The sequence below is a fragment of the Variovorax sp. KBW07 genome, assembly GCF_003852515.1.
Taxonomy (GTDB): Bacteria; Pseudomonadota; Gammaproteobacteria; order Burkholderiales; family Burkholderiaceae_C; genus Variovorax.
Map to the genome: position 1 here is coordinate 12,371 of NZ_QAJK01000015.1, position 17,024 is coordinate 29,394.

The 17,024-nt window shown below is 70.4% G+C and carries 5 protein-coding genes; 4 read left to right on the plus strand and 1 reads right to left on the minus strand.

Annotated features, from left to right (window positions below; genetic code table 11):
• Nucleotides 1-121: 121 nt before the first annotated feature.
• Entirely contained in the window at nt 122-520 is a 399-nt protein-coding gene (gene arr, locus DBV14_RS02895) for an NAD(+)--rifampin ADP-ribosyltransferase (RefSeq protein WP_124457695.1), read from the minus strand.
• Nucleotides 521-813: 293 nt separating this feature from the next.
• On the opposite strand from arr, the gene DBV14_RS02900 reads away from it, so the two are divergent.
• The 4 genes from DBV14_RS02900 (at nt 814) to DBV14_RS02915 (ending at nt 17,023) form a co-directional block, all read left to right on the plus strand.
• Nucleotides 814-1,551 (plus strand): TonB family protein, encoded by a 738-nt coding sequence (locus DBV14_RS02900; protein WP_148092427.1) that lies wholly within the window; start codon nt 814-816, stop codon nt 1,549-1,551.
• A gap of 2 nt (nt 1,552-1,553) precedes the next feature.
• The gene (locus tag DBV14_RS02905; protein WP_124457697.1) at nt 1,554-2,069 is read left to right on the plus strand and encodes an RNA polymerase sigma factor; all 516 of its coding nucleotides are present in this window, start codon (nt 1,554-1,556) and stop codon (nt 2,067-2,069) included.
• 58 nt (nt 2,070-2,127) lie between these two features.
• A complete protein-coding gene (locus DBV14_RS02910) occupies nt 2,128-3,144 on the plus strand; it encodes a FecR domain-containing protein (RefSeq protein ID WP_124457698.1) in 1,017 nt (338 codons plus the stop codon).
• A gap of 184 nt (nt 3,145-3,328) precedes the next feature.
• A complete protein-coding gene (locus tag DBV14_RS02915; RefSeq protein WP_185545905.1) occupies nt 3,329-17,023 on the plus strand; it encodes a filamentous haemagglutinin family protein in 13,695 nt (4,564 codons plus the stop codon).
• Nucleotide 17,024: the final 1 nt, after the last annotated feature.

Genomic DNA, 17,024 nt, shown 5'->3' on the forward strand with positions numbered 1-17,024 from the left:
AGGGCTCATTGGCCGAATTTGCCCGTCGGCGCAAACGGTTGTTTGTGGCCATCATGAGCCCAAGGCGTTCGACAACCCAGTCCCTTTCCGCCCCCCCCCGATGCGGCATTGCAGGCGAGCTTCAGTTGATGATCTCTCCCATCCCAACGCGCACGCGCTCCCTCAACTGCCGTATGTACTCCGCATCAAATAGCTCCCAGGTCTCCAACTCACCGACGATCCGAAGCGGCTCCCGGCTGCGGTACGAGCGTGTGGGATTGCCCGGAAATTTCTTGTCGGTGACGTTGGGATCATCCTCGAAAACACCCGTGGGTTCGACGATGTAGACGCGGCCACGGCCGTCGCCCTTCGCCATTTCGGCAGCCAGGCCGGCGCCCTTGGGCCATGCGGTGAAGTAGATGTGGTTCATGACGACGCGGCCGTCGTAGTTCGAGCGGAAGCCCGCGATGAGCAGGTCGCCCACCTGAAGGTCCGCCCGCGTGCCGTGGAAGTAGGGGCCGGTGTCCAGGACAGTCGTCATCGCGCATCGCTCCTCTGCGGAAAGGAAAGGCCGCGGAGTCTACCCGTGTCGATCTTCGCGGAAGCATCTCGCGTACGCACGCACGCATGCACCCCCGTGTGTAACGAAGGGGTCACGCGGCACTGCGACCATCCCGTGCTTCAAACCAGTGCTTAAGTTTTGCTACGCCGCTCCAGTCTTTTGCGATTCGCCCTCCGGCATGTCCGCGGGAGCGATGCCGTCCATGGCGATGCCGGCCAGACAGATGGCGATAGCGTTGGGGGTGGCTCCGGGTGCGCCTGCAAGCCGTCCTCTTGAGCCGGCACGGCGTGGTGCTGTTGAGCGCGTGCATGTTGTTTGCGGCCTCGGCGTGGGCCGCGAACGGTGCGGCCATGCCGCCGTCGGGCAACGCACAGCACCAGGCGCCCGCACCGGAAACGACGGGCCGGTTTTTCGGCTTCGACATCCCGGCGCAGCCTCTGTCGGCCGCGCTCAATCACTACGCTTCCATCACCGAGCGCGCCGCGTTGTTCCGCAGTGAAGTCGTTGCCGGGCGCACGTCGTCAGCGGTTCGAGGTCGCTACACGCCGGAAGCGGCCCTGGCGATGCTCCTGGAAGGCACTGGCCTGGTGGCGGAGCGGACGCGGACCGGACCGGTGGAGGCTTTCGCATTGAAGGTGATCGAGCAGTCGGCACCGTCCACGCCGGCCGCATGGGCCAGTGCGGGTGACTATCCCGGCCTGGTGCAAGCCCGCCTTTGGCAGGCGCTGTGCAGTGGTGGCGTCCGTACGGCACCAGGTCGCTATCGCGCCTTGCTGCGCTTTCGGGTGGATGCGGTGGGCGGGGTTCAGCGGGTCCAACTGCTTGGATCGACCGGTGACGCAGGCCGCGACACGGCCATGCTCGAAGCCCTGGGCCATGTGCGCATGGATGCGCCCCCGCCCACGGGAATGCCCCAGCCAATGACGATGCTCATCCTGCCGAGCGAGCGCGACGGCCCCGATGCCGCATCGGGCAGCGCTTGCGCGGCACGCAATGGCGCGGTGTCCTGAGCATGTCGGACAAGGCACAGCCGGTCCTGCTGGACTACCTGACCCGAGGCTACGGCGAGCTGAAGCGACGGCTCACGCGGGTGCTCGGCAACTCCGACCTGGCGGGCGATGCGCTGCAAGACACCTGGCTGCGCCTGAAGAGCCGGGAGGACGAGGAAGGCCCCATACAGAGCCCGCGTGCGTACCTGATGCGCATGGCCGCCAATGCCGCGGTGGACATCCAGCGCAGGCACGGCCAGTCTTTGCCCCACGACGACGTTGCCGCATTGCTCGATCTGGCCGACACGGCACCGGGGCCGGCGCAGGTGGCAGAGGCGCGCTCCAACCTCGGCGCGTTGATGCGGCACCTCGACCGCCTGCCCAAGCGCCAGCGCGAGGTGATCGTGCTGGTGCGATGGGAGGGCATGGCGCAGAAAGAAGTGGCCAGGCAGTTGGGCGTGTCGCTTCGCACGGTGGAGCTGGACCTGAAGCGCGCCCATGACTATCTCGACACGCGGATGGCAGATGAAAAAAATTGATTGCGGTTTTGGGGTGCGTCAAAACGTCATGACCCATGGACCTCGCTGAACCGCGCCGATGAACATGCAGAAATCTCCCGACGACCGTGACGCCGCATCCGACCTGTCGCGCAGGCAGGCGCGGGTGTGGCTGCGCACGCTCTCCTCGGGCGACGTGAAGCCATGGGACGCGGAGGCGTTCAAGCGCTGGCTCGACGCCAGTCCAGCGCACAAGGAGGCCTTTCGCGAAGTGAAGGCACGGTGGACCGCGCTGAAGCCCGCGGTGGGCGAAATGCTGCGCACCAACCCGCAGGCCGCCGAGTTCCATGCGCGCACGCTGGAGGGGCCGGGGCTGATGAAGCGCCGTGCCTTCCTGGGTGCAACACTGGGCACGGCAGCCGCCGTGGCCGGCGTCGCGGTGTTCCAGCCGCCGGCGCGGCTGCTGTACTCGCCCGGCGAATGGCGAGCGGATTTCCGCACGGCGGTGGGTGAGCAACAGGCCCTGACGCTGGCCGGCAGCGTCGGCATTACCCTGAACACGCAGACCAGCATTCGCCGCCAGGTGGTGGACGGCAACACCGTGGGCATCGACCTGCTCGCGGGCGAGGCGGCAGTCGACATGCCGCCAGCGCGGCGCGCGGGGAGCCCTGCGTTCAGCGTGGTGGCCGGCGTGGGCCGCAGCCTGGCCGAGGCCGGGCGCTTCGAGGTGCGGCACCTGGCGGGCAAGGTCTGCGTGACCTGCATCGAGGGCTCGGTGCGGGTGGAGCATCCGGCCGGCGCGCACGCGCTCGGGGCCGGGCAGCAGGCGGTGTACGACGCCGCCGCGCTGAGCGGCATCGGCCGCGTCGACGTGGCCGATGCGGCGGCATGGCGCCGGGGCGAACTGGTGTTCAGCAACACACGGCTGGCCGAGGTGATCGACGAGATCAACCGCTACCGCGCCGGCCGCGTGGTGCTGATGAACACGCGTGTGCAAGACAACCGCGTGAGCGGCCGTTTCGTCATCAAGGCACTGGACTCGGCGCTCGCGCAGCTCCAGCACAACTTCGACCTGAGCGCGCGCACGCTGCCCGGCGGGCTGCTCATCCTCGCCTGACGCGTCGGTCCAAAAAAAGTTTGCGGTTTTGCAGAGGCTGGCTCCGTCTTAGCGCATCGGGGGCGGGACAGGCATGGCAGGCGACGGGTTCGCGGGCCATGCACGCCACCCCACGGACGTGGCTGTGCCGGCATGTGCCGGGCAGCCGGATGGCATCGCTCAAAACCTATCGGCAAGACCTCACATGAACACACGCGCACGCAGCCATCAAGGGCAAGCGACAACGACCCACGGCGGTCTCTTCAGGATGGCGCCGGTCGCACGCGCCGTCGCGCTGACCCTGGTGGCCAGCGGCGTGGTCGGCACGGCGCAGGCGCAGCAGCGCGCTTTCAGTCCGGCCTGGTTCAACGACAAGGGCGCGATCCAGAACATGGCCGTGGCCACGGGCCGGCTGCCCAACGGCATGCCCGCGTCGATGCTCACCAGCCCGCAGGCGCAGCAGCAGCGCGCGGCCGAACAATTGCAGCGCTCCATCGGCAACCTGAACCTGGCCGCGCGCGGCATTGCAGCGCAGCAGGCGGCGCAAGAAGCGGCGCGGCGCGCGGCACTCGAGAGCGGGCAGGGCGTGCCCGACGGCCTGGCCGAAGGCGGCCTGAAGGTCGACACCGCGAGCCTCACCGCCGGCTGGGCCAACGCCAATGCGCCGGTGCAAACACAGGGCGGCAGCCAGACCCAGGTCACCATTGCGCAGACCGGCGCGCAGGCGACGCTGAACTGGGAGACCTTCAACGTCGGCAAGAACACCACGGTGAAGTTCGAGCAGCAGCCGAGCTGGGCCGTGCTCAACCGTGTGAACGACCCGAAGGCGCGGCCCTCGCAGATCCAGGGGCAGATCCAGGCCGATGGCACGGTGCTGGTGGTCAACCGCAACGGCATCGTGTTCAGCGGCAGCAGCCAGGTGAACACGCGCAACCTCGTGGCCTCCGCCGTCGGCCTCAGCGACGCGCAGTTCAAGAAAGGCCTGTACAGCGACCCGCAGGCCGCGGCCTTCATTCCGACGCTGGCCAACGACCTTGCGACGACGGCCACCGGCTTCACCCACGGCGCGGCCACGGCCGACGTGACGGTCGAGGCGGGGGCGCGCATTGCCACGCACAAGCCCACCAGCGTGACGGAGGGCGGTGGCTACGTGCTGCTTGCGGGCCGCGAGGCGGTCAACCGCGGGCGCATCGAAACGCCTTCGGGCCAGGCCGTGCTGGCCGCCGGCGATGCCTTCGTGATCCGCAAGGGCATGGGCACCGACGCCAACCAGACCTCCAGCACGCGCGGCAACGTGGTCACGCCGCTCTACCTGGCCGACTCGGCCGCCGGCCGCGTGGTCAACAGCGGTCTGGTGCAGGCGCCCACCGGCGACATCACGCTGGTTGGCCGACAGGTGCGGCAAGAGGGCGTGCTGGAAGCTACCACCTCCGTGCACACGCGCGGCACCATTCACCTGGTGGCCGACGAGAAGCAGGCCGCGGCCACGGTCACGCTCGCGCCCGGCAGCGTCACCGCGATCCGGCTCGACACCGACCCCGCCACCGCACTCGACGTGCAGCGCGAGTCGCTCCTGATGGACAGCGACAAGACCGGCGGCGACGGGTTCAACCGCCGCGACCAGTCGCTGGTGCGCATCGCGAGCGGCGGTAATGTCGACTTCCAGGGCGAATCGCTCACGCTCGCCACCGGCGGGCAGGTGATGGTCGACGCGGTGCGTCGCAGCCATGTGGCCAGCGGCGCGCGCATCGACGTGTCGGGGGCGGTGGGCGTCAACGTGGCCATGGAAGCCAACAACGTGCAGGTCGACGTGCAGGGCAACGAGCAGCGCGACGCACCGGGCAACCGCGACAGCAAGCGGCTGAACAACAGCAAGCTGTGGATCGACCGGCGCACGCTGGTGCGCGTGCCCAAGGGCACGCAGGGCAACGACAGCGACCGCTGGTACACGGCCGGCGGCCTGCTCGAAGTGGGCGGCTACCTGGGCACCAGTGGCCACGGCATCGGCGAATGGGCGGCGCAGGGCGGCACGGTGCAGTTCGGCGGCGGCGAGCTGGTGACGCAGGGTGGCTCGAACATCAACCTCTCGGGCGGCACGATCGACGTGCAGACCGGCAACATCCGCCAGAGCTACCTGAAGGGCCGCGACGGCCGCCTCTACGAAACATCGAGGGCACCGGGCGACCTGCTGTACGACGGCGTGTACAAGGGCTTCGAGTCGGCGCACAAGCGCTGGGGCGACTCGGCCATCGACTTCTTCTACAACCCGCTGATCGCGCCGCAGCAGCGGCTCGAAAGCGGCTACACCGTGGGCCGCGACGCCGGCCGGCTGGTGGTGTCTACCCGCGCCGCGGTGCTCGAAGGCGAACTCACGACCACCGCCTTCCAGGGCCCGCGCCAGCAACGCGCACGCGACGCCGGCATCGACGGCTACCTGCAGGCGCAGACCGCCGTGGCAAAGCAGGGCCAGCTCGTCATCGGCGCGCTGACGCCGTACTACGACAAGGCCCTGCAGAACCTGCGCAACAGCCCCGACGCGGTGGCCGAGAAGGTCGAGATCGGCACGCACGCGCGCCATCAGGCTGACGACTTGGCACTCGCGCAGCCGCTGCCCGAAGCAGCCACGAAGAGCCTGCTGCTCGACGCCGGCTGGCTCAGCAGCCTGGGGCTGGGCGAACTGCGCGTGTACGCGGCGGGCGGCATCCAGGTGGACGGCGCGGTGAGCATCTCGCACGGCGGCACGCTCGCGCTGCATGCGACCGAGGTGAAGGTCAATGCCGACCTCACGGCGCGCGGCGGCAGCATCCTGCTGGGCAACATGATCGAGCGCCACACGACTTCGGCCCAGCCCTGGCTGGAGTTGCCGATCGAGAAGATGCCACCTGGCGGCTACGTCAACCGGACGCTGGTGGCCGACGGCGTGACGCTCGACGCGCGCGGCCTCTGGACCAACCTGAAGCTCGACCGCAGCGACATTGCCGGCCTGCCTTACGTGGACGGCGGCAGCGTGTCGGTGCGCAGCACCGGCAGCGTGGCGCTGGGCAAGGGCAGCCTGGTCGACGTGTCTTCGGGCGCGGCGCTGATGGAAGACGGTTCGCTGCGCGGCGGCAAGGGCGGCAACGTCACGCTGGGCGCCAGCCAGAACCTGGGCACCGGTGCGTTGGCGCTGGACGGCGAGCTGCGCGGCTATGGCGTGCGCGGCGGCGGCAAGCTGAGCGTGGAGCACGGCACCACCATCCGCATCGGCGGTGTTCTGACCGATGCCGACAAGGTGCTGCAGGGCGGGCTGGCCAGCACGCAGCCGCTGCGCCTGGCGAATGACTACCTGATTGGCGCGGGCGCGCTGATCCCGATGGATTTCTCCGTCACCAGCGACAGGCTGGCGCCGGGACAGGTGGTGCGGCAAGACGCGCAGCCGCGGCTGAGCGACCAGAATCCCGTGGTCACTGCCGCCCCGTGGGTGAGCACATCGACCGTGCAACTGGCTTCGGGCAAGCTCATCGGCGCCAACCAGCTGGTGCCGGCGGGCAGCACGCTGATCGTCATCTCCAACATTCCCGCGGGCTATGTGCTGCCGGCCGACGTGTTCCCCAAAGGCCTGCCGACCTTCGAGCTGACCACCGTCTACAAAGCCGGCACCGCGGCCAAATTTCCGACCACGGTGCCCGCGGGCACGCGCATTGCCGCCGGCACTGTGTGGCCCGACACGGTCGCGGTGGCGCCTTTTCTGGCGCTGGACCCCGGCCTGTTCCAGCGCGGCTTCAGCCGCTACGCGGTGAGCTCGCCAGACGGCATATCGGTGGTCGATGGCACGCAGTTGCAGGTCGCCATGCCGGTGCTGCGATTCGACCCGGCAACGGGCCGCATGCTGGCCACCGGGGGCGACACCTCGCAGGCGCTGCGCACCTGGCTGCCGCCGCTGCAGCAAGAGAACGCGGTGCGCCGCACGCTCACGATGCGCGACGGCGCCGACCTGTCGCTGAAGGCGGGCACGCTGGAAGCGGAAGGGGCACTGACCATCGGAGCCGGTGCGCGCATCCAGGTCGATCCGGGCCGCACCATTGCACTCGAAGGCAATGCGCAAACCACCATCGATGGGCTGCTGCAGGCCGCGGGCGGGCGCATCTCGGTCTTGCGCGGGGCCTACATCGACGGCGGCTTGCCGGTGGACGTCACCAACGGCCGCAGCGACAGCCGATCGATCTGGATCGGCGAGCACGCCGAGCTCGACGTGTCCGGGCGCGCCTTCACCGCCACCGATTCGCTCGGCCACGCCTACGGCAAGGTCAGCGCCGGCGGCACCATCGAGATCGGCGTGCCCTTCGACCTGGACACCCGCAAGTGGGCACAGGCCGACACCTTCGTGGTGGTGCGCCCCGGTGCGCGGCTCGACGCTTCGGGCGCCACGGCCACGCTGTACCAGCCGGGCGCGGGGCCCGTCGAAGCGCCCAGCCAGGGCGGCGTGATCTCGCTGACCTCTTCGCGCGGCCTGTTCCTGGACGGCCAGATGCGTGCCGCCTCGGGCGGCGCGGGCGCGGCCGGCGGTACGCTGGCCCTGACGCTGGAGACGCCCAACTACGGCCCCGTCGACAGATTCACCTACCTGGCCCCGAACGTGACCGACGCGGTGCGCAAGACGCGTGAACTCGTGGTGGCGCAAACGCAGGGCGACAGCGCGCTGGGCGCCGGGCTGCAGGCCGGCGCGGCCGACCCCGCGCTGGTCTATGGCCGCGCGCGCGTTGGCGTGGACCGCATCCACGCAGGCGGCTTCGACAACCTGGCACTGGGCGTCAACGGCGTGCTGAGCTTCGACGGCCCGGTGACCCTGCGAATGGGCCAGAGCCTGCGCCTGACCGCCAGCAGCCTGGGCCTGGGCGAGAACGCGCCCATCGACAGCCGCATCGTGCTGGCCGCTCCTTATGTGCGCCTGGGCGGTTCGGCCAACCGCCAGGGCGACAACACGCTCATGCCCAACCCGGTGACCGGCGTGCGCAATTCCGGCCAGGGCGGCGGGGAACTGGGCATTCCGAAGGTGGCGGCAGGCAGCAGCCTGCAGTTGGACGCCGACCACATCGACATCGCCGGCGACTTGTCCGTCGGCACCCGCGGGCTGATCTACCTCACTGGCGGAAAGAGGACGCCTGTCGAGCGCTTTGCCTTCGACGAGATGCGCCTGGCCAGCCGCGGCGACATCCGCTTCCACGACAGCGGCACGCTCTATGTGCCCGGCAATCTCACGCTCGCGGCGGCGCAGATCTATCCGGCCAGCAACGATGCCGGCACGGTGGTGGTCGGTTCGTACAGCTTTCTGGACCCTCAGTACGGCTTGAAGCAGGTTGCGTTCGATACGAACCGCACCCTCACCATCGAGCGCACCGGCGACGCATTGCCGGACATGCCGCAAAGCGCGTTCGGCCGGCTCAAGCTGCTGGCGGCCAAGGTGGTGCAGGCCGGCGTGCTGCGCGCGCCGCTGGGCAGCATCACGCTGGGCAGCGCGACGGGCAGCGGCTACACCGGGCTTGTCGAGCTGATGCCGGGCAGCGTCACGTCGGTCAGCGCGGCCGGCCTGCGCATGCCCTATGGCGGCACGTCGGACGGGCTGAACTACGTCTTCAACGGCAAGGACGTGGTGTACCAGGGCGTGGGCTGGGACCCGTCGATCAACTTCGTGGGCCACGCGGTGGAGGTGCATGCGGGCGCGGTGCTCGACCTTTCCGGCGGCGGCGAACTCACGGGCACGGCCTTCCTGCCGGGCCGTGGCGGCTCGGTCGATGCGCGCATGAACCCGCTGATGCAGCGCGGCGCCGACGGCCGCGGCTTCGTGCTGCCGGGCCTTGCGACCAACCCGGTGTACGCCATCGTGCCGGGCATGCCCGCCGCCTATGCGCCGGTGAACGGGGAGAAGGGCGCGAGCAACGCCGCCGTGGGCCGCCAGATCACCATCGGCGCGGGCGTGCCCGGTCTGCCCGCGGGCACCTACACCTTGCTGCCTTCCACCTACGCGCTGATGCCGGGCGCATTCCGCGTCGAGCTGAACGGCCTGGCGCCCAGCGTGGGTGCCATGGGCACCGCCAACGCCATGCGCAACGGGTCGTGGGCGGCCTCGGGGCAGCTCGGCACAGCCGGCACCGCGTTTCGCGATGCGATGCCCACGCAGGTGATCCTGACGCCGGCCGACACGCTGCGCACTTACTCGCAATACAACGAGATGGGCTACAGCGCCTTCGCACAAGCGCAGGCCCTGCGCGAAGGCGTGCCGCGCGCGGTGCTGGAGCGCGACGCCAAGTCGATGCGCCTGGACCTGCTGGTGCCCACGCAAACCGGCTCGCTCGGACGGCCGCAGCAACTGCGCTTTGCCGGCACGGTGCTGGCGGCGCCGGCCGAGGACGGGCGCGGCAGCACGGTGTCGGTCGGCGGAGGCAGCGCCTTCGAGATCCTGCCCGACGGCGCGTCGCGCACGCCGGGCTTCACCGGCGTGTCGATCAACGCGCCGGAGCTGAACGCCATCGGTGCCGCGCGCCTGGTCATCGGCGGCCAGCTCACGGCGTCCTACCTCGACAGCAAGGGCAGCCTGCAGCAGGCGAACATGGTCAATGCCACGGCGCAGTCGGGCTCGATCGTGCTGCGCGCCGGCAGCGAGTTGCGCGCGGCGGAGGTCTTTCTAGTGACCACTTCGCGCGCCGGCGGCATCACCGTGGAGCAGGGCGCGAGCATCAACACGCTGGGCCGCGGCAAGGCCGCCTACGACTCGACGGACGGCTTCGTCTTCGCGCCCGGCCCCAACAGCCTGGTGGCCGTGTCCAACGGCTGGCTCGACATGCTGGCGCCCACCGTGCCGACCGAAGGCGACGGCAAGGGCGCGGGCGCGATCCGCATCGGCGCCTGCATGCTCACGCCGTGCGCCGGGGTCACGCGCCTGTACTCCGAAGGCACCATCACGGCCGCGACCGACAACACCTTCAACCTCGGTGAAGCGGTGCGCTACGGCACGCGCAACCTGGTGCTGGCCGTGGGCGGCGTGAACGTGGGCAGCGAGCAGTCGCTGGCCGACGCCACCACCCGCGGCGTGCTGCCACCGGGCCTCACGCTCAACCAGGGCGTGCTCGACCGCCTGCTGCGCGGCGACACCGAGGCCGGCGCGCCCGCGCTGGAGAACCTGGTTCTCACGGTGCGCGATTCGCTCAACTTCTACGACACGGCCACGCTGTCCACCATCGACCCCGCCACCGGCCGCTCGTCCGTCGAGCGGCTGGTGCTGGGCACGCCCGCCATCTATGGCCATGGCGGTGCCGACGCGCTCGCGCGCATCCAGACCGACACGCTGGTGTGGAACGGCGCGGCCACGCCGGCCGGCAGCGTGGTGGCCGGCGGCGCGGGCACCGGCAGCGGGCGCCTGGCCATCGACGCGCGCCGCATCGAGTTCGGCTTCGGCCCCGGTGCGCGTGTCGACTCCGTTCACACCTTCGATCGCATGGCGCTCGGCTTTGCCGACGTGAGCCTGAACGCGAGCGAGCGCATCACGGCCAACCGCAGCGGCTCGCTGTCGGTCTACCAGAGCCGTGGTGCGTGGGACGACACGCTGAACGACTTCAGCTACAGCGGCGGCACGCTGCACCTGCGCACGCCGCTGCTTACCGGCCGCGCGGGGTCGGTCAACAAGCTGGTGGCGGGCGGCGACATCGAAGCCGTGGCCTTCCCCGGCGCCCGTGCAGGCGCGCCCGACAACGCGGCGCTGGCCGATGCGCTCGGCGCCGAGCTGTCGCTCGACAGTCGCAAGGGCAACCTGCGCCTGGACACCTCGGTGCTGCTGCCCAGCGGCAAGCTCAGCCTTGCCGCGCAGGGCGACCTGCTGCTGGGAGCGGGCGCGCAGATCGACATGGCGGGCCGGCGCATCGACTTCTTCGACAGTGCCAAGCACAGCTGGGGCGGCGACGTGCTGCTCGAAAGCCGCGCGGGCAACGTCGTGCAGGCGGCGGGCTCGGCCATCGACGTGTCGGCGGTGGAGAACCGTGCTGGCAAGATCGTGGCGATGGCGCTCGGCGACACCGCGGGCACCGTGTCCCTGGCGGGCGCCCTGCGCGGTGCCGGCAGCGGCCACTACGACGCGGGCGGCACCGATGTGCCCTACGCAGCGGGCCGCGCCGACATTCGCGCGCAGCACATCGACGATTTCACCGGCCTCAACCAGCGCCTGAACGACGGCGGCGTGGTCGGTGGCCGCAGCTTCCAGCTCAAGCAGGGCGACCTGCGGGTGGGCAACGAACTGCGCGCACGCGAGATCAACGTGTCGGTGGACAACGGCCAGCTCACCGTGGCCGGCACCATCAACGCCAGCGGCGAGCAGGTGGGCAGCATCCGCCTTGCCGCGAAGAACGGCGTCACGCTGGCCGGCAACGCCGTGCTCGACGCGCACGGCAGCGTGCTGCGCGTGGACAGCTACGGCCAGGCCATCGACGCACCGAACCGCGCGGTGATCGAGATCGACGCGGGCAGCGGACGCCTGCGCATCGAGCCCGGCGTGCGCATGGACCTGCGCGCGGGGAGCGCGGGCCGCGCGTTCGGCACCGTCGCGCTCAACGCGCCGCGCCTGGGCGGCGCGACCGGCAACGACGTTGGCATCGATGCCGCCGGCGGCATCGCCATCGACGGTGCGCGGTCGATCATGCTCAACGCCTTCTGGCGCTACGACGATGCGCCGGTGGGCACCGATGTCGGCGTGGACGGCCGCAGCTACCAGTCGGTCACGCAGGCCTACCTGGATGCCAAGCATGCCGACAGCACGGCCTTCATGGCCAACGCGCTGGCCAACGGCAACCTGATGAACACCCGGCTGCAGGGCCTGCGCGCGTACAGCGATGCCTTCCACCTGCGCCCGGGCATCGAGATCGCGAGCCGCACGGCCGATGGCGACCTGCACCTGGACGGCGACATCGACCTGTCGCGCTACCGCTACCAGGGCATCAACCCCCACACGCCGCGCACCGGCGTCGCGGGTTCGGGCGAGGCCGGCGCGCTGGTGTTGCGCGCCAAGGGCAGGCTGGACGTCTTCGGCAGCCTGAGCGACGGCTTCGACGGCGCGCGCCTGCCGGTCACGCCCGACGACAAGGGCTGGGTGCTCCCCAGCGGCCGCATCCCCCAGGGCGGCGACGTGGTGCTGCCGCAAGGCGGGCGCGTGACGCTGGACACCGGCACCTTCTTCCAGTCGGGCCGCGTGCTGAACTTCGACTTGCCCATGCAGCCCATGAGCCTGGCGCGCGGCACCTTGCTGCCCGTCACAGCCACGCTGAGCCAGCCGCTGGCGCTGGCCAAGGGCGCGGTGCTCGGCGGCCCGGTGCTGGACGCGGCCGGCAACGTGCTGTATGCCGCGGGCACGGTGCTCCCGTCGGACGTGACCCTGCCGGCCGGCACCCGCCTGGGCGCGGGCTTCCGCCTGAACAGCGTGGCCAACGTGGCCGCCATGAACTGGCCGCGTGGCGTGGCGCTGCCTTTTCCCGAAGGCGAAGTCAACGACCAGGCATACCCGGGAGCGCCTGTGAACGGCGTGCAGCTCGCGCGGCCGCTCGCGCTGGCCAAGGGCGCGGTCATTCCGAGCGAAACCCGCGTGCGCCTGCCCGGCGGCATCGACCTCGTCGACCTGCGCGAGCGCGACGCCGACGGCAACCAGGGTCGTACCTGGGCGCTGGCGCCGCTGCTGGCGCAGGGCTCGCAGTCGTGGGACCTGCGCCTGGTCGGCGGGGCGGACCTGTCGGCCGCCGACACGCGCCTCACGCAGCCGCATGCCAAGGCCGGCATTCGCCTGGCCGACACGCACTACGGCAGCAACTTCAACAAGGTGGAAATTCCCGGCACCGCCACGCCCGGCGAGTTCGTCTGGGCGATCGACGCCGACGTGGCGCTCTGGGAGGAGCAAGGCCTGGGTTTCGACATTCGCCCCGGACAGCCGCTGACGCTCGAGCAGGCCTGGGAGATCGTCGGCTGGGGCGGGCTGGAGCTGAACACCTGGGGCATCGGCCCGCTGATCGTGCAGACCGCGCCGCCCAAGCCGCCGGAAACCCGGCTGGAAGAAAAGTCGCTGCGCGAGCCGATCTTCAGCGTGCTGCGCACCGGCACCGGCGACCTCGACCTGCTCTCCGGCGCCGACATCCTGATGACCTCGCCCTATGGCGTCTACACCGCCGGCACGCCCTCGGCCTCGCTGGCCGCGCCGGGCAAGGCCGACCCGTACAACCTGCCCCGCAGCCGGCAACCCGACGGCAGCACGCTCGGCTCGCTGGGCGGCACCCTCGCACCCTTCGTCGATGGCAGCGGCCAGAGCCTCTACCAGGCCTGGTACCCCGAGCGTGGCGGCAACCTGCTGCTGCGCGCGGAGGGCGACGTCATGGGCGACCAGATCGGCACCCGCAACGGTTGGGTGCGCGCGGACCCGCTGGGCATGCGCGGGGCGATGACGAGCACCGCGTCCGTCGGGCAATGGCTGTGGCGCCAGGGTGGCGGCACCGCGGCCCAGGACGTACCCACCGCCTGGTGGATCAACTACGGCACCTATGTGGCCAGCAGTACCAATACCAGCGACGGCGCGCCCTACCTGATGGGCTTCACCGGCTTCGGCACGCTGGGCGGCGGCAATGTCGTCTTCGAAGCGGGCCGCGATGCCGGCATGCTGAACCTGCGCAGCGACTGGAATGCCGTCTACGTCTCGCGCAGCCAGGGCCTGAACCTGGCCGTGGGCAGCACCGGCCGCGTGACCTCCACGGGCGAGCTGGTGCTTACCGGCGGTGGCGACCTCGACATCCGCATCGGTGGCGGCCTCAACCCCGTGGCCGAGACGCGCAGCTTTGCCCCCAACGGCAACCGCCAGTTCGCGGCCGACCTTCGCCGCACCGAACAGCTGCTGGGCCTGAACGGCAGCTTCACCAACTTGCGCGGTGCGCTGCGCGTGGACGCGGGTTCGGTGGGCGGCATCGAACTGCGCTACGACCGCGCCGACCCGGCGGAGTCGCGTGCGTTGCGCGTCGACGTGTCCAGCTCCGGCATTGCCGGCGGCGGACCGGTGCTGGTGCTGGGCGACAGTGGCCTGCGCATGGAAACGCGCGGTGACCTGGTGATCGGCACGGTGACCGATGCCGGGCGTGTCCCGCAGTTCAACAGCGGCGTGCCGTTCACTTCCAACGGCACGCATTTCGCGGGCGGAGGCTTCGGCTGGTTCTCGCTGTGGACGCCGTCGACCGCGGTCGACCTGTTCTCGGCTGGCGGCAACCTGACGCCGGGCATGGCCTGGACCGACAACCGTGCGATGAGCGACCATGTCGCGAGCGGCGACCGCTTCATCTACCCCTCGGTGCTGCGCGCGGCGGCGGCCAACGGCAGCCTCTACTACGGCAATGCCGCGACCGGCAGTTTCAACAAGGCCGGCCTGGCGGACAAGTCGAGCACCGGCATCCTGCTCGCGCCGGCGCCGGCCGGTGCGCAGTTTGCGCGCAAGGGCACGCCGCAACTCGAACTGCTGGCCGGCGATTCGATCTATGCGAGCGGCTACGCCGTCACGCTTTCGGGTGTCGATCCGGCCATGCTGCCCACGCCGTTCAACCCGGGCTTCGTCGGAATGGGCGAGGCCGTCTGGTACGGGCCGCTTCGCATCACCAACGTCCACCCCGATGCGATCGCGCCTTCGGTGCTGGTGTCGGGCGAATCGCCGGCCAACCTCACCAGCCAGAGCTATCCGCTGTTCAGCTTCGTGTCGCCCACGGCCTCGGGCTACAGCGTCACGGGCCAGGCGCCGTTGCGCTTCTATGCGGTGCAGGGAGACATCGTCGGCCTGCGTACCGGTTCCCTCATCACGCGCTCGAACGGGTTCGGGCCGATGGACACCTGGTACGAGGGCAGCGGCCCGGTCGCGATCCGCGCCGGACGCGACATCGTGAACGCCGGCACGCCGCTGGGCGGTGCCGAGAGCGTGCCGAACGATGCCCTGGGCTGGACGAGCATCATGAGCCGTGCCGATGGCAACGCGCCGTACAAGCCGGCGCCCTCCCAGGCGACCGGACTCGCCACGGGCAACCTGATCGTGCACAACAACATCGACGACGTGTCGGTGGTGGAAGCGGGCCGCGACATCCGCTACAGCAGCTTCTACGTGGCGGGCCCCGGCCAGCTCGAACTCACGGCGGGCCGCGACGTGTACATGGCCGACAAGGCCGAGTTGCGCAGCATCGGCTCGGTGGCGCGCGGGCCCGGCGTGGTGCCGGGCGATCGCCGCAGCGGTGCCGGCATTGCGGTGACCGCGGGCGCGGGCCGCGAAGGCGCCGACTGGGCGGCCTTTGCCGCGCGATACCTCGATCCGAAGAACCTGGCGAACGCTGCGCAGTCCTTCGCCGAGCAGCCCGGCAAGGCGCTGCGCACCTACGAGGGCGCGCTGTCGCTGTCGCAATGGCTGGCGCGCGAGTTCGGCTACAGCGGCGACGAGGCGGGCGCCCCCGCGTACCTGGCGAGCAAGCAGGCCGAGCTCGACAGTGCGCGCCAGGGAAATGGAACCGGCAACGCCGGCAGCGGCAGCGGCGCGGCCATCCGCACGCTGGAGCGCGAGTACCGCCTGGAAAGCGGCCTGCACCTGGTCAACTGGCTCACCGAACGCTTCGGCGGCGCCAACGGCCTGGGCCTGCACTTCGATGCGAAGACGATGGATGCGCGGGCCTTCTTCGACGCCTTGCCGCCACCGCAGCAACGCGCCTTCCTGCGCAACGTGTACTACGCCGAGCTGAAGGCCGGCGGTCGCGAGTACAACGACCCGAAGAGCCGCCGCAGCGGCAGCTACTTGCGCGGGCGCGAAGCCATCGCCACGCTGCTGCCGTCGCACGATGCGCAAGGCAACCCCCGCGGCTACACCGGCGACCTGACCATGTTCAGCAGCGCGTTGTACTACGAGCAGGCCAGCGCGGAGCCGACCAAGCGGGCCTTGCCGGGCAAGAACTACCTGCGCTACGACGAATGGCTGGCCATGGGCAGCGCGGGTTCCGGCCTGCCGTTCTACAGGGTGCTCGATGCCGGCATGCACACCGACTTCGGCGGCGACATCAGCCTGCTGGTGCCGGGCGGGCGCGCGGTCGTGGGCGTGGACGGCGGCTTCACGCCGGGCGAGGGCTCGGGCCTGCTCACGCAGGGCGAGGGCGACATCAACGTCTACACGCGCGGCAGCCTGCTGTTGGGGCAGAGCCGCATCTTCACCACCTTCGGCGGCAACGTGCTGGCGTGGTCGGCGCAGGGCGACATCAACGCGGGCCGCGGCGCCAAGACCACCATCGTCTATACGCCGCAGCGGCGCGTCTACGACAACGTGGGCAATGTGGCGCTGTCGCCCAACACGCCGAACACCGGCGCCGGCATTGCCACGCTGAACCCGATCCCGGAGATTCCGCCGGGCGACGTCGACCTGATCGCGCCGCTGGGCACCATCGACGCGGGGGAGGCCGGCATCCGCGTGTCCGGCAACGTGAACCTGGCGGCACTGCGCGTGGTGAACGCCGAGAACATCCAAGTCAAGGGGCAGTCGGTGGGCATTCCGGTGGTCGGGGCGGTGAACGTGGGAGCGCTCACCAACGCGAGCGCTGCCGCATCGCAGGCCGCCTCCGCCGCGCAGGACGTGCTGCAGCGCGAACGCGCCGCGGCCCGGCAAAGCCTGCCATCCGTGTTCACGGTGCGGGTGCTGGGCTTCGGCGACGACACGGCCCCGAGGAACGGCGCCGAAGCTTCTCCGCCACCGGAGTCGGGCCGGCAGGCAGGCAGGAAGCATCCGTACGATCCGTCGTCTCCGATGCAGCTCGTGGGCCTTGGAGACAGCTTCGATCCCAAGCAACTGGCCCGCCTGACGGACGAAGAGCGCCGTCGCCTGCAACAGGCCCGGTAGG